We start from the raw sequence: 19,717 nt of genomic DNA on the forward strand, positions 1-19,717 counted from the left end.
CGATCGGTTTCACGTACCCTCGACCCGAGCGGGACGGGAGAGAGCACGCGGTGAGCAGCTGGCCGACCGAGATGGCGCCGCCCGGCAGGGGAACTGCCGGGCCGCCGAGCCATGCCCTTCTGCCGGGCGGCATGGTCGGGCAGGGCCGCTACCGGCTGCTCAGCTACGCCGGCGCCGACGCCCGGTGCAACGCCCAGCTGTGGCGGGCCCGCGACGGCCAGCTCGGCCGGGACGTGGCCCTGACCCTGTTGCTCGGTAACCAGGCTGACGCACGCGCGGCCGCCCGGGTTCGACGGACCGTCGAACGGGCCATGCACGGCGCCAGCTACGCCCACCCCGGCGTGGCCCGGATCCTGGACGTGCTCAGCCCCGGCAACGGCATCGCGCCGCGGGAGCAGATCCTCGGCATCGTGGTCGCCGAGTGGACCAACGGCACCGACCTGATCGACCTCATCGCCGACGGGCCGCTGCCCGCCGCCACCGCGTCCCGGCTGCTGGAGCCGCTGGCCGCCGCCGTCGAGGGCGCGCACCACGCCGGCCTGGTGCTCGGCACCGAGCACCCGCAGCGGATCCGCGTGACCCCCGAGGGCCAGCTGCGGCTGGCCTTCCCCGGGCCGCGGGCCGAGGCGACCTCCCGGGACGACGTGAAGGGCCTTGGCGCGATCCTGTACCTGCTGCTGACCGGTCGCTGGGCGCTGCCCGGCGGCCCGGAGGGGCTGCCGGTCGCGCCGATCGGCCCCAACGGCAGTGTCGTCGCCCCGCGCAGCCTGCACCCGATGGTGCCGCACTCGCTGTCCACGGTGGCCGTGCGCAGCCTGGAGGACACCAGCGTCGGCGGCATCCGCACCGGCGCGGCCATCCTCCAGGTGCTCGACGAGATCGCCGAGGCGGAGGCCGAGACCGGGCTGATCCCAGCGGTGGCCGAGGAGCCAGAGGACGATGTCGTCTGGACGACCCAGCGGCCGGTGAAGGACAAGAAGCGCAGCCGCAAGCTGGCCATCGGCGTCGCCGCGCTGGCCGCGGCCACGCTGCTGGTGCTGGGCTGGATCGCCATGCAGGTGGTGGGCTTCTTCAACGAGTCCAACACCCCGGCCAACAGCGGCCCGCCGCTGGTGATCAGCCAGGTCGCCCCGACCAGTGACGGCAAGCAGTCGGTCAACAACGCCCCCACGCCCACCACCGGCCCGGTGAAGCCGGCCAGCGTGAGCGTGTTCAACGTGGCCAGCGACCCGGACAGTCCCCGCAACGGCGGGCTGGCCATCGACGGGGACCCGAACACCTCCTGGCGCACTGACAAGTACCTGTCCAACTTCCCGGCGCTCAAGCCCGGCATCGGGCTGCTGGCCAACTTCGGCCAGCCGGTGAAGCTGGCCCAGGTCGTGATCACCTCGCCCAGCGCCGGCACCAAGATCGAGATCCGCACCGCCGCCAGCGACACCCCCCAGCTCCAGCAGACGCTGGTGGTCGGCAGCGCCACGCTGGCCGCCGGCGACACCACGATCCCGGTGAAGATGACCTCGCCCAGCCAGCGTTTCGTCATCTGGATCACCAGCATGAGCCCCAGCGGCAAGCTGTTCGCCTCCCAGCTGTCCGAGGTCAAGTTCGTCGGCGCGCGGTGAGTGGATCACCCGTTCGGCCGCGTCAAGGGGCCTGAGAGCAGGACCGATATCCTCAGCGGGTGACCGCAGCCGCCAGCTCGGACGCCGACCTGATAGCGGCTCATGCCGCCGGCGATCCGCACGCTTTCGGGGAGCTGGTCAGGCGACATCGGGACCGGATGTGGGCGGTGGCTCTTCGCACCCTGCGCGACCCCGACGAGGCGGCTGACGCGCTCCAAGAGGCCTTCATCTCCGCTTTCCGCGCGGCCGGCTCGTTCCGGGCCGAGTCGCAGGTGACCACCTGGATGCACCGCATCGTGGTGAACGCCTGCCTGGACCGGATCCGCCGCCGCCAGGCCCGGCCGACCGTGCCGCTGCCCGAGGCCGGCGGCCAGGAGCCCAGCGTGCCCCGCGACGCCGTGTCCGAGCTGCAGACCCGGATGGTCGTCCAGGAGGCGTTGCACGAGCTGCCCGACGAGCAGCGGGTGCCGATCGTGCTGGTCGACGTCGAGGGATACTCGGTGGCGGAGACCGCCAAGATGCTCGGCATCGCCGAGGGCACCGTGAAGAGCCGCTGCGCCCGGGGCCGCACGAAGCTGGCGAAACTTCTCGGGCACCTGCGGAACCCAAGTGCAGATGCGAACGTCCCAGGTAGTGCACCGGGTTCGCATCCGCAACGCCACTGGGAGGGCCGATGAACGGGGATTCGCCCCACGGGCGGCCGTGGTCGGTTGACCTGCTCGCCGACCTGCACGCCGACGGTGGCGACCGGTCGCGGCTGGATGCCGACGCCCTGGCCGTGCTGGCCGCCCTCGACGCCACCCAGGCCGAGCTGGCCGAGCTGCCGCCGATGCGGATGCCCGACCACCTCGCCGCCCGCCTCGACGCCGTCATCGCCGCCGAGTCCGCCGCCCGCTCCGCGCAGCAGCAGCCGGCCCCCGTCGCGGCCCCACAACGGCCCGCGCCGGTCGTGGACCTGGCCGAGGCCCGCCGCCGCCGCAACCGGCGGCTCACCATCGCCGGCCTGCTCACGGCGGCTGCCGTGGCCGTGGGCGTCGTGTTCGTGACCCTGCCGTCCGGCACCACCGGCGGCGTGCCCCAGGCCGTCCCCGGCTCCACCAGCCCCCAGTCCGACCCGCCGAACGGCAGCGTGCTGGCCATCAAACGCAGCGACCTGCCCGGGGCCGGCTTCAAGGCCTTCGGCAACGCCAACTACGGCCCGTACGGCGACCCGGCCAAGCTCGAGGCCTGCCTGGCCGCCAACAACCTGTCCGGCCAGCCCAGCGCCGGCCGGCTGGTCACCGTGGACGGCCAGCCCGGCGTGATGATGCTGCTGCCCGGCGGCGCGCTGGGCAAGATCCGACTGCTGGTGGTGGGCGACAACTGCGCCGCCGGCAACCCGGACACCATCGCCAACACCACCATCGGCGGCTGACGATTCCGTGACGGCCGGCCCGGTGCCGGCCGTCACCCTCCGGTGTGGAATGCCGGACACCTACCATCGCGTTCAACGGTATGTCTGGCGAGCGCGATACGGAGGTCGTGTCAGTGGCGGCGGAATCAGAAGTCCGGAACCTGATCATCGTCGGGTCCGGCCCCGCGGGCTACACCGCCGCGGTGTACGCGGCCAGGGCGCAGTTGGAGCCGCTGGTGTTCGAAGGCACGCAGTTCGGCGGCGCCCTGATGACCACCACCGAGGTCGAGAACTACCCCGGCTTCCGCGACGGCATCATGGGCCCCGAGCTGATGGAGCAGATGCGGGCGCAGGCCGAGCGCTTCGGCGCCCAGCTGCGCACCGAGGACGTGGAGCAGGTCGAGCTGGACGGCGACATCAAGCACGTCACCGCCAACGGCGTGCGCTACGCGGCTCGCGCGGTGATCCTCGCGATGGGCGCGGCGGCCCGTTACCTGAACATCCCCGGCGAGCAGAAGCTGCTGGGCCGCGGCGTGTCGGCCTGTGCGACCTGTGACGGCTTCTTCTTCCGCGACCAGGACATCGCCGTGGTCGGCGGCGGCGACTCGGCGATGGAGGAGGCCACCTTCCTCACCCGCTTCGCCCGCAGCGTCACGATCATCCACCGGCGCGAGGAGTTCCGCGCCTCCCGGATCATGCTGGAGCGGGCCCGGGCCAACGAGAAGATCAAGTGGCAGCTGAACACCGAGGTCCTCGAGGTGCTCGGCGACACCACAGTGGCCGGTGTCAAGATCAGGGACACGCGCACCGGCGAGGAGTCGCAGCTGCCGGTCACCGGCCTGTTCATGGCCATCGGCCACGACCCGCGCAGCGAGCTGGTCAAGGGCCAGGTCGAGCTGGACGAGGACGGTTACGTGCGGGTGCTCGCGCCGTCCACCTACACCAAGCTCGACGGCGTGTTCGCGGCCGGCGACCTGGTGGACCACACCTACCGGCAGGCGATCACCGCGTCCGGCTCCGGTTGCGCGGCGGCCATCGACGCAGAACGCTGGCTGGCCGAGCACGCGGACGCCGCCCCCGAACCCGAGGCGACGGCCGTCCCCGTCAACTGAGCTCGTCCCTTCCACCCACGTAGGAGAGAAACCATGGCCGGCAACACCGTGATCGTCACGGACAAGTCCTTCGACCAGGACGTGCTCAACAGCGACAAGCCCGTGCTGGTCGACTTCTGGGCGACCTGGTGCGGCCCGTGCAAGATGGTCGCGCCGGTGCTGGAGGAGATCGCGGCCGAGCACGCCGACAAGATCACCATCGCCAAGCTGGACATCGACGCCAACCCGGCGATCGCCCGGCAGTACCAGATCATGTCGGTGCCGACCATGATGCTGTTCCAGGGCGGCGAGAAGGTGAAGGAGATCATCGGCGCCAAGCCGAAGGCGGCGATGCTCAAGGAGCTCTCCGAGGTGCTGTGACCCTCCGTGAGGCAACCCTGTGACGTGGCCCGTGCGTCTTACCCTCTGACGCACGGGCTTCGCGCACGTTCTGGGCCGTTCGGACCAGTTGCGTAGTGGCCCGAATGCTCTGTGTAGGCCCGTTCTGAGCATTGTCACGGACAGGGCACAATAAGGCGTCACACACCGCGCCGGAGGTATCCGGCGCCCTAGACGAGCGAGGGTGTATGCAGGTTCTCCGTCGCGGTGACGTCGGGCCGGCGGTTGCCGAGATCAGGTCCACCCTCATCGCGCTGGGGCTGCTGTCCGGAAACCCGCAGGACGGCGCGGTCGTCTTCGACGCCGATGTGGAGCACGCGGTGCGTGCCTTCCAGCAGCAGCGCGGCCTGATCACCGACGGTCTGGTCGGCCCGGCCACCTACGCGTCCCTGCGTGCCGCCACCTACCAGCTCGGCGACCGCCCGCTGACCTACCTGGTCTCGCAACCCATGACCGGCGACGACGTGGCCGCCCTCCAGGAGCGCCTGCTGGAGCTGGGCTTCGACGCCGGCCGCCACACCGGCGTGTTCGACCAGATGACCGAGCAGGCGCTGCGCAACTTCCAGCGCGAGTACGGCCTGAGCGCCGACGGCATCTGCGGTGCCGAGACCGTGCGCGCGCTGCGCCAGCTGACCCCCAAGGTCCGCGGCGGCCGGCCGGTGCTGCTGCGCGAGCAGGAGCAGGTCCGCCGGTCCGGGCCGAGGCTGCGGGGCAAGCGCATCGTGATCGACCCGGGCCACGGCGGCCGGGACCGCGGCGTGGTCGTCGGCGCCCACAGCGAGGCCGACCTGGTGTGGGACCTGGCCCGCCGGCTGGAGGGCCGCATGCAGGCCACCGGCATGGAGGCGCTGCTGTCCAGGGGCCCCGACCAGTGCCCGCCGGAGCGGGAGCGGGCCCGGTTCGCCAACGAGGCCGGCGCGGACCTGATCCTGTCGCTGCACGTCGACGCCAACCCCTCGCCGCAGGCCACCGGCGTCGCCACGTTCCACTACGGCACCGGCAACGGCACCACGACCTCCACCGTCGGCGAGACCCTGGCCGGCTTCATCCAGCGCGAGCTGGTGGCCCGCACGGGCCTGTCGGACTGCCGCACGCACGGCCGCACCTGGGACATCCTGGTCGGCACCCGCTGCCCGGCGGTCCGGGTCGAGGTCGGCTACCTGACCAACGCCTCGGACCGGGCCAAGCTGACCGATCCGGCGTTCCGCGACACCGTGGCCGAGGGCATCCTGGTCGCCGTGAAGCGTCTGTACCTGCTGGGGGAGAACGACCAGCCCACCGGCACCTTCACCTTCGCCGACCTGATCCGGCACGAGCTGGCCAAGGCCGAGTAATCGCCTAGTCGACAAATCGCCCCCGTGCCGACGGCGCGGGGGCGATTTTCTCGCGTTGATCAGGCGGGGCGCAGGCTGGGCTCGGCGCTGCCGACACCGGCGATCGTCACGGTGCCCAGCAGGCGCTCCAGCGCCGCCTCCACGTCTTCCTTCCACGACAGCGCCGTGCGCAGCTCCAGCCGCAGGCGGGGCCAGCGGGGGTGCGGGCGGACCGTCTTGAAGCCCACCGACAGCAGGAAGTTGGCCGGGATGACGCAGCTCGACTCCTCGTCGATGGACGCGTCGCTGAACGCCTCGATCGCCTTCACGCCACGGCGGGTGAGGTCCTTGGCCACCGCCTGCACCAGCACCCGGCCCAGGCCGCCCCGCTCGAACTCGGGCAGCACCCGCAGCGCGGTCAGCAGCACGGCGTCGGCCGACACCGGGGCGGTGGGGAAGGCGACGGCCCGCGGGACCGCGCTCGGCGGCGCGTAGAGCGCGTAGCCGGCTGGCACGTTGTCCACGTAGATGATCCGACCGCATGAGCCCCACTCCAGCAGCACGCTGGAGACCCAGGCCTCCTTCTCGAAGTCGGTCTGGCCGTACTCCTCGGCCTGCTCCTTCAGATGCGGGGCGAGCTCCCAGTACACGCATTTGCGGCACCGCTTGGGGAGGTGCTCCAGGTTGTCCAGAGTGACGCCCACAACGCGCCGCGACACCCGACCTCCCACGCGCAGAATCGAACCCCGCGTGACCCCACGGGAACCCGAACCAGCATAGGCCGGTGTGACGCGTGCCGGAAGGACTCAGCCCCGATCGGGACGGCCGTTACACTCGACCGATCTACGACACGCCGCACACATCAGGGAGGCAGGCGTGAACGAAACCGGATCTCAGCCGGCGCACCAGCCCGGACGCAGTCTCGACCCGCACATGGGGCGCTACGCAGCGCGCACCGCGGGCATGACCGCATCTGAGATCCGAGCTCTCTTCGCGGTGGCGAGCCGCCCCGAGGTTGTCTCCCTGGCCGGCGGCATGCCCTATCTTGCCGCACTTCCGCTGGAGTCGCTGGCCGCCGACGTGGGCCGGCTGATGGCCACCGAGGGGCTGACCGCGCTGCAGTACGGCTCCGCCCAGGGCACCGTCGAGCTGCGTGAGCAGATCTGCGAGGTGATGGCGCTCGAGGGCATCTCCGCGCATCCCGACGACGTGGTGGTCACGGTCGGCTCCCAGATGGGGCTGGACATGGTCACCCGGGTCTTCTGCGACCCGGGTGACGTCGTTCTGGCCGAGGCCCCGTCCTACGTGGGCGCGCTGGGCACCTTCTCCGCGTACCAGGCCCAGGTCGTGCACGTGGAGATGGACGACGCCGGCCTGGTGCCCGAGGCGCTGCGCCAGGCCCTGGCCGCGGTGCGGGCCAGCGGCCGCCGGGTGAAGTTCCTCTACACCATCCCGAACTTCCAGAACCCGGCCGGCGTGACCTTGTCGGTGCGGCGGCGCAGCGAGATCCTGGAGATCTGCGCCCAGCACGACGTGCTCGTGGTCGAGGACAACCCGTACGGGCTGCTCGGCTTCGACGGCCAGACCTATCCGGCGCTGCGCTCCGCCGACGCCGCCAACGTCGTCTACCTCGGCTCGTTCTCCAAGACCTTCGCCCCCGGCCTCCGGGTCGGCTGGGTGCTGGCCCCGCACGCCGTGCGGGAGAAGCTGGTGCTGGCCGCCGAGTCGGCCACCCTGTGCCCGCCGGCCTTCACCCAGGCCGTGGTCAGCCGGTACCTGGCCCAGCACGACTGGAAGGGCCAGATCAAGACCTACCGGGAGGAGTACCGGGAGCGCCGGGACGCCACCCTCGCCGCCATGGACCAGCACCTGCCGGCCGGCTGCACCTGGACCAAGCCCGCCGGCGGCTTCTACGTGTGGCTGACCGTGCCCGAGGGCTTGGACACCAAGGCCATGCTGCCGCGGGCCGTCACCCAGCGCGTGGCCTACGTTCCCGGCACCGCGTTCTACGCCGACAGCTTCGGCAGCCGCCAGATGCGGCTCTCGTACTGCTATCCGACCCCGGAACGCATCCGGGAGGGCGTTCGGCGGCTGGCGGCCGTTCTGGAGGGCGAAATGGACCTCCTGAACACCTTCGGCACCGTGCAGCGGCGGACCCTGTCCGGGCCGCAGACGCCGACTCCGGACACTGCCTGACCGTCAACTACGGTTCTCCCATGTCGGATCGATGGGTGGCTGTGCTGTCGGGTGGGTTGTCGCACGAGCGGGACATCTCGCTGCGCTCGGGCCGCCGGTTGTCGGCCGCTCTTCGGTCGGTCGGGTTGACCGTCGACGAGTGGGACACCGACAGCGGGCTGCTCGAGCGCCTGCGCTCCAACCGTCCCGACGCGGTGGTCGTCGCCCTGCATGGCGGGCAGGGCGAGAACGGCTCCATCCAGTCCATCCTGGAGATGTTCGGCGTGCCCTACGTCGGCACCGATTCTCGGGCCTGCCGTTGGGCCTGGGACCGCCCCAACGCCAAGGCCGAGCTCTCCCGGGTCGGGCTCGCCACCCCCGACTGGGTCGTGCTGCCGCACAGCACCTTCCGCGACCTCGGCGCCCAGGCCGTGCTCGACGCCCTCGTCGACCGCATCGGGCTGCCCCTGGTCCTCAAGCCCGACCAGGGCGGCTCCGCCCTCGGCACCCAGATCGTCCGGGAGGCCTCCGAGCTGCCCTCGGCCATGGTCGGCTGCCTCGCCTACGGCGACACCGTCATGGCCGAGCAGTACCTCGACGGCGTCGAGGTCGCCATCGGCGTCATCGAGGGCCCCGCCGGTCCCGAGGCCCTGCCCGCCGTCGAGATCACCCCGCCCGCCGGCATCTACGACTACAACGCCCGCTACACCGCCGGGCTCACCGAGTTCCACACCCCCGCCCGCCTCACCCCCGAGGCCGCCGCCGAGGTCTCCGAGCTCGCCATCGCCGCCCACCGCCTGCTGGGCCTTCGGGACGTCTCCCGCACCACCGCCATCGTCACCCCCGACGGCACCGTCAACTTCCTCCAGGTCAACGTCTCGCCCGGCCTGAACGAGACCTCCCTGCTCCCCATCGCCATCGAGGCCGCCGGCCGCTCCCTCGGCGACACCTTCGCCACCCTCGTCGAGCAAGCCGTAGCCCGCGGCCCCCGCTAACCGCCGCAGTCCTTCTCAGAGGGCCTTCTCAGCGGGCTCGCACCACCCCGGCCCCGGTTCGCCCCCGGCGGGGGACCAGCCTCGTTCCTCCCCGGCACCCCTGGCCCCAACACACTCACGCCCTTGGGCTCCCTATGCGGCCGCCTCCAGGCCTGTTGGCCAACCCCGGGCTCGCTCCCCGGCCGTGCTGGCTGGCCCGCCGACCCTCGCCCCCCTGGCCGCGGTCACCCGCGCAGCGGTCGTGGCTGACCACTGCCGCTTGTCGGGTGCGCCGGTGGCTCGCACCCGACCTACGTCCGTTCCTGAGCGCTGCCGTTGCCGGCGTCAGTCGATGCCGGCATCGCCGGGCATTGGCCGCCAGCGATCGGCTGGCGCGCGCCGGCGATCGCTCGCCGGTCACTGTTCCACGTGAAACCGCGCCTTGGATGATCAGTCGCCGGGCGGGCGACTGATCATTCTCCAGCGGCGCGAAATCGTGCCGTTGGAGACTTCGTCACCGTGACGTAAGTGGTCAGGGTGATGGGATATCCCCGATGTCTGTCCGTTTTGCCGCTTCTGGCGAGATGAGGCCGACGATGCGTTCGAGGTCGTCGACCGAGCCGAACTCGACGACGATCCGGCCCTTGCGGCGGCCGAGCTCGACCTTGACCCGGGTGTCGAAGGAGTCGGAGAGGCGGTCGGCGAGGTCCTGGAGACCGGGGGCGTGGATGGGCTTACGCGGAGCGGGCTTGGGCTTGGCCGGCGCCTCGTTCTTGGCCAGCGTCACCATCTCCTCGGTGGCCCGCACCGAGAGGCCCTCGGCGACGATACGCGCGGCGAGGTCCTCCTGCGCGCCGTTGTCCTCCAGGCCGAGCAGCGCCCGGGCGTGGCCGGCGGAGAGCACGCCGGCGGCGACGCGACGCTGCACCGGCAGCGGCAGCTTGAGCAGCCGGATGGTGTTGGTGATGACGGGGCGGCTGCGGCCGATGCGGGACGCCAGCTCCTCGTGGGTCACCTCGAACTCGTCCAGCAGCTGCTGATAGGCCGCGGCCTCTTCCAACGGGTTCAGCTGGGCCCGGTGGATGTTCTCCAGCAGCGCGTCCCGGAGCATCGCGGCGTCCGCGGTCTGGCGGACGATGGCCGGGATGGCGTCCAGGCCGGCCCGCTGGGAGGCCCGCCAGCGGCGCTCGCCCATGACCAGCTCGTAGGAGCCGCGGCCGATCTCGCGGACGACGATCGGCTGCATCAGGCCGAACTCGCGGATGGAGTGCTCCAGTTCCGCGAGCGCCTCCTCGTCGAACACCTGTCGGGGCTGCTTGGGGTTCGGCGTGATCTCGTCGATCGGCACCTCGCGGTAGACCGCGCCAGCCACCGTGTTGCCGCCGACCACGGCCGGCGGGGGAGCGCTGTCCGGGATGGTGGCGACCGGGGCGGCCGCGCCGTTGGTCTCACCGGCGGGCGGCCCCTGGGGGATCAGCGCCGCGAGGCCGCGGCCGAGGCCGCCCTTGCGTTCCGGCGGGGTCATGCGCGCTCCATCTCAGTGCCGCGGTCGGCGATCTCACGGGCGGCGTCCAGGTAGCTCATCGCGCCGCGCGAACCCGGGTCGTAGGCGAGCACCGTCTGGCCGAAGCCCGGCGCCTCCGAGACCTTCACGCTGCGGGGGATGACCGTCTGGAGGCAGGTGTCGCCGAAGTGGCCGCGCACCTCGCTGGTCACCTGGTCGGCCAGCTTGGTGCGGCCGTCGTACATGGTGAGCAGGATGGTGGAGACGTCCAGCGCCGGGTTCAGGTGCGCCTTGACGAGGTCGATGTTGCGGAGCAACTGGCCGAGTCCCTCCAGGGCGTAGTACTCGCACTGGATGGGGATCAGCACCTCCTTGGCCGCGACGAGCGCGTTGACCGTGAGCAGGCCGAGCGAGGGCGGGCAGTCGATGAACACATAGTCGATGCCGAGCTCGTCGAGCGCCTCGCTGGACAGCGCCTCCTTGAGCCGGGACTCGCGGGCGACCATCGAGACCAGTTCGATCTCGGCGCCGGCCAGGTCGATGGTGGCCGGCACGCAGTAGAGGTTCTCGGACTGCTCGCTCACCGCGGCCGCGTCGGCGATGGAGATCTCGCCGATCAGCACCTCATAGACCGACGGCGTGCCGGACCGGTGCTCGATGGCCAGGGCGGTGCTGGCGTTGCCCTGCGGGTCGAGGTCGATCACGAGCGTCTTCAGGCCGTGCAGGGCGAGGGCGGCGGCCAGATTGACCGTGCTGGTCGTCTTGCCGACGCCGCCCTTCTGATTGGCCACGGTCATGATGCGACGGCGGGCCGGGCGGGGGAGCTTCAACGAATCCGGGTGCAGCACCTTGGCGGCGCGCTGAGCCTCGGCTTCGATCGGAGTCCAGGTCGCGCCTTCGCCGGCCATGACCGACTCGCTCATTGCTGGATTCATCGGGCGTAGTACCTCTCCGGCTCCGACGGGCCCGTCGTGTGCCTCTGCGAGTCTCGCTGTTTCACGTGGAACATGCGGTGCTCCGATCTGGGGATCCGAGTACACGCCTCACCCATCCTTCCGTCTCCGACGCCCGCCGTCACGACGCCCCACCTGTTCGTCTCGCTCCACCACGACGACGGTCGTCGGCACGTCCAGCACCTCGGCCCCACAGCTGGCCAACCGTTGCCGGGAGCCACCCGCCTTGGCCACCGCTGCCGCATCGCGTTCCAGTTCCTCGGCCGCGCTGGCGCCCTTGAGCGCCAGCATCTGACCGCCGGGACGGAGGAGCGGCAGGCACCACTTCGCCAACCGCTCCAGTGGGGCGACCGCCCGGGCGGTGACCACGTCACTGCCCCCGAGCCGGCGGCGCACCTCGGGCTCCTCCGCCCGGCCACGCATCACCTCGACGTCGAGGCCGAGGGTGTCCACGGCTTCCTGCAACCAGGCGACACGACGAGCCATCGGTTCCAGCAAGGTGAGCCGGAGGTCCGGTCGGGCGATCGCCAACGGGATGCCGGGAAGTCCCGCCCCCGAGCCTACGTCCACCGCCTGGCAATTCCGCGGCACCAACTCGGCGAGTACGGCCGAGTTGAACAGATGCCGGTCCCAGAGCCGCTCGACTTCCCGCGGCCCGATCAGTCCGCGCTCCACTCCATGGTCGGCAAGCAGCGTGGCGAACTTGATGGCCATCGACGCCCCGTCGCCGAACACCCGCTCCACGACGTCCGCCGGCGGCGACAACAACTCGCTCATACGCTCCCGATCCATCCGCGCGTTTCACGTGAAACCATGACCGACCCATCTTCCCCGACGATCTCGTTTCACGTGAAACCACGGCGGCCAACACACCGCCCGCGTCGCCGACCGGTACCCATTCCGATCCTCCGGGCACAAAAAAGCGCGGCCCGTTTCACGTGAAACGGGCCGCGCTGGGTGAACGTCCGACCTACTGCTCCTTGAAGACCACCACGCGACGCTGGGGCTCCTCACCCTCGCTCTCGCTGTAGGTGCCCTTCACCGCGGCGACCGCGTCGTGCACGACCTTGCGCTCGAACGGCGTCATCGGCTGGAGCCGAACCTTCTCGCCGGTGGACAGGACCTTCTCCGCCGCCGAGCGGCCGAGCTCGCGGAGCTCGCTCCGGCGGCCCTCCCGCCACTGGGCGATGTCCAGCATCAACCGGCTACGCACGCCGGTCTCCTGCTGCACGGCCAGCCGGGTCAGCTCCTGCAACGCCTCCAACACGGTGCCGCGAGGGCCGACCAGCTTCTCCAGCTCCTCGCCGCCGTCGATGCTCACGATCGCCCGGCCGGCTTCCACGTCCAGGTCGATGTCGCCGTCGTAGTCGAGCACGTCCAGCAGCTGCTCCAGGTAGTCACCGGCGATGTCGCCCTCCTGGACGAGCAGATCCTCGGTGCTGGCCGACGACCGCTCCTCGGTCGCGGTCTCCTGGTCGGCGTCGGCCGCCTGCAACGTCTCCGACACGTTCTCTCCTCTCCAGAACAGTTCGGCGTCAGCGACGCTTACGGCTCTGCTTCTTTCGGGCTTGGGTCGGCGCCGCGCCGGGCACCTTGTTGGGCTGGCCGCTGCCGTTGACGGCGCTGCCGTTGGTCGGCGCGCTCGAACCGTCGACGACGGGCTTGTCCTGCACATCGGCCGGCTTCTTGTCCATCGGCTTGTCGGCCGGCTCCGCGGCCTTGTCGGCGGCGTCGGTGGCATCGGCCGCGTCGGCCGGCTTCACCGGCTTGCGCACCTGCTGCATCGGCTTCTGCCCGGGCTTGGGCGCGAGGTTGTTACGCTGCTCCACCTTCTTCGCCTTGGCCTCGGCCTCTTCCCGGTCGATCCGGTGATAGACGAAGTACTGCTGCCCGAGCGTCCAGGCGTTGTTGCTCAGCCAGTAGAAGAGCAGACCGATCTGGAGGAAGGCGCCGAACGCGAGCACACCGAGCGGGAACAAGTACAGGGTCAGCTTGTTCATCATCGCGGTCTGCGGGTTGGCGGTCACCGCGGCGGTCTGCCGGGCCACGTTGTGCCGGGCGGTCAGGTGGGTCGCGATGCTGGCCACGATCATCAGCGGGATCGACACGATGATGACGTCGAGCCGGTCCACGTGCGGGACGAAGCCGGCGAGCTCGTTGTCGGCCATCGCGATGTACGAGGACAGCGGGGCGCCGAACAGGCGAGCCTGGAGGAAGGACTGGACGTCCTCGGTCGGCAGCCAGTAGTTCGGGATCTTGATGTTCTGGTCGTAGGTCAGCCCGGTCCGGTTGAACGACCGCAGCACGTGGTTGAGGCCGATGAAGACGGGCGCCTGGAGCAGGATCGGCAGACAGCCGGCCAACGGGTTCACGCCGTGCTCGGACTGGAGCTTCTGCATCTCCGCCGCGAGCTTCTGCTTGTCGTTGGCGTACTTCTTCTGCAGCTTCTTGATCTCGGGCTGGAACTCCGCCATCTTGCGCATCGACTTGACCTGCGCGACGAACGGCTTGAACAGGATCACTCGCAGGGTGAACACGAGGAACACGATCGAGAGCGCCCAGCTGGCCGCGCCGCCGAAGGACCCGTCACCCAGGATGAAGCCGAAGACCTTGTGCCATACCCACAAGATCCCCGATACGGGGTAGTAAATGAAGTTGAGCACTGAGCTACTCCTCGGCAGCCGTGTTGGAACTGGCGCCGGTCCGCGGCTGCCGTGGCGGCACCGGGTCCAAGCCTCCAGGATGCCAGGGCCCGCAGCGCAGCAGCCGACGAATCGTCAGCCAGCTGCCACGCACCGCGCCATGGACGGTGAGCGCCTCCACCGCGTAAGCACTGCAACTCGGGTAGAAGCGACAGCTCGGGGGGAACAGAGGGGAGATCCACCTCTGGTACACCCTGATCGGCGCCACCAGCACCTTCGCCGTCACCGTCACGGGGCGCCGCCCGCCAGGCCGAGGCGGCGCAGCGCGGCGTCCAGGTCGCGGCCGAGCTCGGCGCTGGACGCGGCCGCCGCCGGTGGCAGCGCCCGGACCACGATCGCCGTGCCGGCCGGCAGGGCGTCGAGCCGCTCCGCCATCTGGTGACGCAACCGCCTGCTCACCCCGTGGCGCACCACCGAGTTGCCGACGGCCTTGCTCACGACGAAGCCCACCCTGGTCCGAGCGGGCTCGGTCCGGGTGGGCGACGTCAGTGCTGAGGTGTCCGCCGAGCTCGTCAGGGCATGCATGACGAGCCGGGGTCTGCCGGCTCGGCGACCCCGGCGGACGACCAGGCCGAAGTCCTGGCTACTGGTCAGCCGGGCGGCCGCGGGGAGCACGGCGCGTCAGGGTCAGGCGGAGAGACGGGCGCGGCCCTTGCCCCGGCGGGCGGCCAGGATCGCGCGGCCCGCGCGAGTCCGCATGCGCAGCCGGAACCCGTGGGTCTTGGCGCGACGACGGTTGTTGGGCTGGAAGGTGCGCTTACCCTTGCTCACTTCTGGGTCTCCCGGTGCTCTACTGCAAGCAGGTCTGGTGGCGTCCCCAGCCGCACTCACACGGTCACCGCTTCACGCGGCCGCACCGGACGAGAGTCGTGGGCGCCGGGTCATGTTCCGGCACTCATTGGCACGGGCGCGCGAAGACGCCCGCTACCAGCGGGAGACCATTCGAGAGTACGCAGCCGCGCGCCGGTTCTCAAATCGGCTGCGCAGCGCACCCGACCAGCACCCCATCAGGCGACAGAGCGGTCACGGCAGGGGAATGACCGGCCGGTTCGTCTTGTGGCGACCGCCACGCCTTGTTAGCGTGCTCCCCCGCGGTTTCGACCTCGGGACCGGCCCGAGGCTCCCCACACGTGGCGCCGAACGTCCGCGCGGAACCCGGACCTCGCCGAGAACGACCCAGTGCGAGGCGCCGATGTGTCCCGGCGTACCTTCGTGCACAGTTGTGGACAACCTGTGGACTACAGGTCTCGTTGTCCACAGCACCACCGGACGTGACGATCTGGGGTTGTAGCGCATCCGCACGCCGACCCCGGCGTCGGCGAATCAGGCGAGGGGAGGGGAGCAGGGACGTGTCCGACGACCAGACCAACCTCGGTCAGGTATGGGACCAGGTCGTCCAGGAACTGCTCGCCGCGGGGGCCCTGTCCTCGTTGCAGCGCGCCTGGATGCGGGTGACCCGGCCGATCGGGCTGCTGGACGGCACGGTCCTGCTCGGCGCGCCGAGCGACTTCGCCAAGGAAGCGATCGAGCGGGCGCTGCGTGATCCGATCACCGCCGCGCTCTCCCGCCGGCTCGGCCGCCCGGTGTCGCTGGCCGTCAAGGTCGACACCGTGGTGCCGCGGGCCACTCCCGGTCCGCCGCCGCCCGCGCCGGCCCCCCAGCCGCTGATCACCACCCCCGCCCCGCGCCCACCGGCCGTCGCTCCCGCCGAGCAGACCGCGCCGATGCAGGCGATCACCCTGTCCGAGGACGGCGAATCGGCCGAGGACGAGGTGGACGAGGAGCGCGAGGCGCTGGCCACCGTGCACGAGATCTGGCCGACCTTCAGCGGGCCGCCGGCCGCGCAGCCGAGCCAGACCAACTCGCAGACCAGGCTGAACGAGAAGTACACCTTCGACACCTTCGTCATCGGCGCGTCCAACCGGTTCGCGCACGCGGCCGCGGTCGCGGTGGCCGAGGCGCCGGCCCGGGCGTACAACCCGCTGTTCATCTGGGGCGAGTCCGGTCTGGGCAAGACCCACCTGCTGCACGCCGTCGGGCACTACGCCCAGCGGCTGTTCCCGGGGATGCGCGTGCGCTACGTGTCCACCGAGGAGTTCACCAACGACTTCATCAACTCCCTGCGGGACGACCGCAAGATCGCCTTCCAGCGCCGCTACCGGGACATCGACGTGCTGCTCGTCGACGACATCCAGTTCCTGGAGGGCAAGGAAGGCACGCAGGAGGAGTTCTTCCACACCTTCAACACCCTGCACAACTCGAACAAGCAGATCGTGGTGTCCTCGGACCGGCCGCCCAAGCGGCTGGAGACCCTGGAGGACCGGCTGCGCACGCGGTTCGAGTGGGGCCTGATCACCGACATCCAGCCGCCCGAGCTGGAGACCCGGATCGCCATCCTGCGCAAGAAGGCGGCCCAGGACCGGCTGGCCGCCCCGGCCGAGGTGCTGGAGTTCATCGCCGCCCGCATCGAGCGCAACATCCGCGAGCTCGAGGGCGCGCTGATCCGGGTCACCGCGTTCGCCTCCCTGAACCGGCAGCCCGTCGACGTGCAGCTGGCCGAGATCGTGCTGCGGGACCTGATCCCCGACTCGCACGCCCCCGAGATCACCGCCCCGACGATCATGGCCGTCACCGCCGAGTTCTTCGGCGTCTCCATCGACGACCTGTGCGGTCCCGGCAAGACCAAGGCCCTGGCCCAGGCCCGGCAGATCTCCATGTACCTGTGCCGCGAGCTGACCGACCTGTCGCTGCCCAAGATCGGCCAGACCTTCGGCGGCCGCGACCACACCACCGTCATGCACGCGGACAAGAAGATCCGCAAGGAGATGGCCGAGCGCCGGCGGATCTACGACCAGGTGCAGGAGCTCACCTCCCGCATCAAGCAGCGCGCCCGCGCCTGACTCCGTTTCGCCCCTGAGCGGCCCTCCGATCCCGGCGGGCCGCTCTGCGCTGTCGGGCCCTCGGCCGCCTACGCCCGCACCTTTCTCACCGACCACCTCCGTCGGACACCGGCCCCGGTGAGAAAGTCGCCGACGCCCGCCGAACTTTTCTCACCGCGGCCTCGGCGCGAGCGACCACCCCGGAGAGAAAGGTCCGCCCGCGCCGGCCTGGTCCGGGCCGCCCCGGCGAGCCTGCTCTGCCCCAGCGGCCGACTGAGGGCCTCGACCGACGATCCGGTCGGCTGAGCCCCGCGACTTCTTTCTGACCGACCCCCTCCGTCGGCCCAGCACCCCGGCCAGAAACCATCCGCCGACTCGGCCGGACAGCGGCCACCCCTGCCGCCCGACGTCCCAGCCACCTGACCGCCTGCCGAATCTTTCTGACCGAGGTCCCGCTCGCGGCCGGAGACGATGATCAGAAAGGTCGCGCCCCCGGGGCCCAGCCCCCTCCCTTTCTGACTGGCATCCCGCACCCGCCCAGGGGCCGGCTGGAAAATCCGCCGGCCGCGCTCCGGTCCGCCGGCATCTTTCGGCCGGCCGCCATGGCCCGGCCGGCCACCTCTGCGAGTAACCAGCGGCCATCCGACCTGGTCCAGGCGGTGCGGCCGCCCTACCGCCTGGACCGCCCAGACGTGCTCGACCTGCGCAAACACCTGGCACACGAGCCGGATCCGACAGTTATCCACAGGTCCCGAGGGGTGCTGACCAGGGAAAACAGCTCCCAACACGACTTCGACGGCTCGGCGCCGGATCCGACAGCCCCGGCCGGCCACTCCACCCGCCGCGCACCTGCCTCGCGACTTTCTGCCCGGGGTGCTGGGCCGGCCGGGCCTCCGGTGAGAAACTCCGGGCCGGCGGCCGCACGCCGGCCGCGCCCCGATCTGGCCGTCCACCTTGGCCGAGATTCGTGATCTTTCTGACCGACCCCTTGGTCGCGGGACCGGCCGCCCTCAGAAACCGGCCGCCCGCAACCCTCGGTCGATGAACTTTTCTGGCGGGCCGAGGCGCCCGATCGGGGCGTCCTCCCAGAAAAGTTGTCCACAGTCACCCACATCGGGGAGACCTGGGCCACTTTCACCCTGTGCAACACCTGGGGACGGACCAGCCCACATCTGGGGATGGAAGTGTGGACAACTCGGCCGATCTGTGGACCGTTCGGAGCAGTCCAGAAGTTGTCCACGGGGTCCCCGAGTTGTCCACCGGTCACCCGGGGTACTTGCCCACACCCCCAGCCATCACCTGAACAGCGCAAACCCCGGTTGTCCACACAATCCACAGCCCTTACTGCTGTTACTGGTTATCTCTTCGAAGAGATGAAAAGAAGAAAAACAGGGGGTGGCCGAAGCTGGGGACACCTCGCCTCGGGCGGGCGTCGGGTCGAGCCGCCCCGACATGACGAAGCGGGCTCGCACGCTCTACCGTTGGGCTCCCCTAGGACCCGGTCGTGTGCCGAGCCCGGACGACACGGGGACGACCAGCGGTCGTGCCGAAGGAAAGGACGCCCTCATGAAGATCCGCGTCGAGCGCGACGGTCTAGCCGACGCCGTGGCCTGGGTCGCACGGAGCTTGCCGTCGCGGCCGCCGGTCCCGGTCCTCGGCGGTGTCCTGCTGGACGCCGGCTCCGATGAGGGGGACACCGGCGACGCGCTGACCGTCTCCGGCTTCGACTACGAGGTCTCGGCCCAGGTGGGCGTGCCGGCGACGATCGCGGCCGGCGGCAAGACCCTGGTCTCCGGCCGGCTGCTGGCCGACATCACCAAGGCGCTGCCCAACCACCCGGTGGAGATCGCCGTGGACGGGGCCCGCGTCTCGATCACGTGCGGCAGCGCCAAGTTCAGCCTGCCGACCATGCCGGTCGAGGACTACCCGGCGCTGCCGGAGATGCCGCAGCGGGCCGGCGCGCTGGCCGGCGAGGTGTTCGCCGAAGCGGTCGGCCAGGTCGCCGTGGCGGCCGGCAAGGACGACACGCTGCCGATGCTGACCGGCGTCCGGGTCGAGTTCAACGGCGGCAAGCTGACCCTGGTCGCCACCGACCGGTTCCGGCTGGCCATGCGCGAGTTCGACTGGGAGCCGGCCGACGAGGTGGAGACGGCGGTGCTGGTCCCGGCCCGCAATCTCGCCGACGCGGCCAAGACTCTCGGCGGCGCCGGCTCCACGGTCGAGCTGTCCCTGGCCTCCGGCGACGGCCTGCTCGGCCTGTCCGGCACCGGCCGGCGGACCACCAGCCGACTGCTGGACGCCGAGTTCCCGAAGTACCGGCAGCTGCTGCCGGCCGAGCACAACGCCGCCGCGATCATCGAGGTGTCCTCGCTCCAGGACGCGATCAAGCGCGTGTCGCTGGTCGCCGAGCGCGGCACCCAGGTTCGGCTGGAGTTCAGCGACGGCGGCCTGCGGCTGTCGGCCGGCGGCGACGACGAGGGCAGCGCCGAGGAGGAGCTGCCGGTCGAGTTCACCGGCGACCCGGTGACGATCGCGTTCAACCCCGGCTATCTGCTCGACGGCCTGGCCGCCGTGCGCACCGACCGTGCCCACTTGTCGTTCACCACACCCAGCAGGCCCGCGCTGATCAAGCCGGTGGGCGAGGATGGTGGGGTGGTGGAGGGCTACCTCTACCTGCTCATGCCGGTGCGCCTGCCCGGCTGACCGGCTGGCTTC

At 70.8% G+C, this 19,717-nt stretch carries 19 protein-coding genes; 10 read left to right on the plus strand and 9 right to left on the minus strand.

Annotation, left to right across the window (positions count from 1 at the left end; translation table 11 throughout):
* The first annotated feature begins 50 nt into the window (after positions 1-50).
* The 6 genes from ACIG5F_RS06705 (at position 51) to ACIG5F_RS06730 (ending at position 5,836) form a co-directional block, all read left to right on the plus strand.
* Positions 51-1,619, plus strand: a complete 1,569-nt coding sequence (locus ACIG5F_RS06705; RefSeq protein WP_396516447.1) for a protein kinase family protein — start codon at positions 51-53, stop codon at positions 1,617-1,619.
* 59 nt (positions 1,620-1,678) lie between these two features.
* Positions 1,679-2,296 (plus strand): RNA polymerase sigma factor SigM, encoded by a 618-nt coding sequence (gene sigM / locus ACIG5F_RS06710; RefSeq protein ID WP_396516448.1) that lies wholly within the window; start codon positions 1,679-1,681, stop codon positions 2,294-2,296.
* A complete protein-coding gene (locus ACIG5F_RS06715; protein WP_396516449.1) occupies positions 2,293-3,033 on the plus strand; it encodes a hypothetical protein in 741 nt (246 codons plus the stop codon). The genes sigM and ACIG5F_RS06715 overlap by 4 nt, the downstream gene beginning before the upstream one ends.
* A 113-nt stretch (positions 3,034-3,146) precedes the next feature.
* Positions 3,147-4,124 (plus strand): thioredoxin-disulfide reductase, encoded by a 978-nt coding sequence (gene trxB / locus ACIG5F_RS06720; protein WP_396516450.1) that lies wholly within the window; start codon positions 3,147-3,149, stop codon positions 4,122-4,124.
* Positions 4,125-4,157: 33 nt separating this feature from the next.
* Positions 4,158-4,484, plus strand: coding sequence for a thioredoxin (gene trxA / locus ACIG5F_RS06725; RefSeq protein ID WP_396516451.1), 327 nt, complete (start codon positions 4,158-4,160; stop codon positions 4,482-4,484).
* A gap of 206 nt (positions 4,485-4,690) precedes the next feature.
* Positions 4,691-5,836, plus strand: a complete 1,146-nt coding sequence (locus ACIG5F_RS06730; protein ID WP_396516452.1) for an N-acetylmuramoyl-L-alanine amidase — start codon at positions 4,691-4,693, stop codon at positions 5,834-5,836.
* A 59-nt stretch (positions 5,837-5,895) separates the two neighbouring features.
* Here ACIG5F_RS06730 and ACIG5F_RS06735 read toward each other — a convergent pair whose 3' ends face one another.
* Positions 5,896-6,534: a GNAT family N-acetyltransferase gene (locus tag ACIG5F_RS06735; RefSeq protein ID WP_396516453.1), complete on the minus strand. Its 639-nt coding sequence runs from the start codon at positions 6,532-6,534 to the stop codon at positions 5,896-5,898.
* Between the two features lie 214 nt (positions 6,535-6,748).
* On the opposite strand from ACIG5F_RS06735, the gene ACIG5F_RS06740 reads away from it, so the two are divergent.
* Together ACIG5F_RS06740 and ACIG5F_RS06745 are read left to right on the plus strand one after the other, a co-directional pair.
* Positions 6,749-8,011, plus strand: a complete 1,263-nt coding sequence (locus ACIG5F_RS06740) for a PLP-dependent aminotransferase family protein (RefSeq protein WP_396516871.1) — start codon at positions 6,749-6,751, stop codon at positions 8,009-8,011.
* 20 nt (positions 8,012-8,031) lie between these two features.
* Positions 8,032-8,985 (plus strand): D-alanine--D-alanine ligase, encoded by a 954-nt coding sequence (locus ACIG5F_RS06745; protein WP_396516454.1) that lies wholly within the window; start codon positions 8,032-8,034, stop codon positions 8,983-8,985.
* 511 nt (positions 8,986-9,496) lie between these two features.
* On the opposite strand, the gene ACIG5F_RS06750 is transcribed toward ACIG5F_RS06745, so the two are convergent.
* From ACIG5F_RS06750 to rpmH, 8 genes are all read right to left on the minus strand, one after another.
* Positions 9,497-10,489 carry a ParB/RepB/Spo0J family partition protein gene (locus ACIG5F_RS06750; RefSeq protein WP_396516455.1) on the minus strand — a complete coding sequence of 331 codons (993 nt, stop codon included), beginning with the start codon at positions 10,487-10,489 and terminating at the stop codon, positions 9,497-9,499.
* Positions 10,486-11,403 (minus strand): ParA family protein, encoded by a 918-nt coding sequence (locus ACIG5F_RS06755; RefSeq protein ID WP_396516456.1) that lies wholly within the window; start codon positions 11,401-11,403, stop codon positions 10,486-10,488. The genes ACIG5F_RS06750 and ACIG5F_RS06755 overlap by 4 nt, the downstream gene beginning before the upstream one ends.
* A 108-nt stretch (positions 11,404-11,511) precedes the next feature.
* Positions 11,512-12,198 carry a 16S rRNA (guanine(527)-N(7))-methyltransferase RsmG gene (gene rsmG, locus ACIG5F_RS06760; RefSeq protein WP_396516457.1) on the minus strand — a complete coding sequence of 229 codons (687 nt, stop codon included), beginning with the start codon at positions 12,196-12,198 and terminating at the stop codon, positions 11,512-11,514.
* Positions 12,199-12,391: 193 nt separating this feature from the next.
* Positions 12,392-12,928 (minus strand): protein jag, encoded by a 537-nt coding sequence (locus ACIG5F_RS06765; protein ID WP_396516458.1) that lies wholly within the window; start codon positions 12,926-12,928, stop codon positions 12,392-12,394.
* Between the two features lie 28 nt (positions 12,929-12,956).
* Positions 12,957-14,084 carry a membrane protein insertase YidC gene (gene yidC, locus ACIG5F_RS06770; protein ID WP_396516459.1) on the minus strand — a complete coding sequence of 376 codons (1,128 nt, stop codon included), beginning with the start codon at positions 14,082-14,084 and terminating at the stop codon, positions 12,957-12,959.
* Positions 14,085-14,088: 4 nt separating this feature from the next.
* On the minus strand, positions 14,089-14,355 hold the full coding sequence (yidD, locus tag ACIG5F_RS06775; protein WP_396516460.1) for a membrane protein insertion efficiency factor YidD: 267 nt from the start codon (positions 14,353-14,355) through the stop codon (positions 14,089-14,091).
* Positions 14,352-14,738 carry a ribonuclease P protein component gene (gene rnpA, locus ACIG5F_RS06780; protein WP_396516461.1) on the minus strand — a complete coding sequence of 129 codons (387 nt, stop codon included), beginning with the start codon at positions 14,736-14,738 and terminating at the stop codon, positions 14,352-14,354. Before rnpA ends, yidD begins: the two co-directional genes overlap by 4 nt.
* Positions 14,739-14,750: 12 nt before the next feature.
* The gene (gene rpmH, locus ACIG5F_RS06785; protein WP_084579815.1) at positions 14,751-14,894 is read right to left on the minus strand and encodes a 50S ribosomal protein L34; all 144 of its coding nucleotides are present in this window, start codon (positions 14,892-14,894) and stop codon (positions 14,751-14,753) included.
* Between the two features lie 578 nt (positions 14,895-15,472).
* On the opposite strand from rpmH, the gene dnaA reads away from it, so the two are divergent.
* Entirely contained in the window at positions 15,473-17,023 is a 1,551-nt protein-coding gene (gene dnaA / locus ACIG5F_RS06790; protein ID WP_396516462.1) for a chromosomal replication initiator protein DnaA, read from the plus strand.
* A gap of 1,545 nt (positions 17,024-18,568) precedes the next feature.
* Positions 18,569-19,705, plus strand: coding sequence for a DNA polymerase III subunit beta (gene dnaN / locus ACIG5F_RS06795; protein ID WP_396516463.1), 1,137 nt, complete (start codon positions 18,569-18,571; stop codon positions 19,703-19,705).
* Positions 19,706-19,717 lie beyond the last annotated feature (12 nt).

This window comes from Kutzneria sp. NPDC052558 (genome assembly GCF_044547355.1).
Taxonomy (GTDB): domain Bacteria; phylum Actinomycetota; class Actinomycetes; order Mycobacteriales; family Pseudonocardiaceae; genus Kutzneria.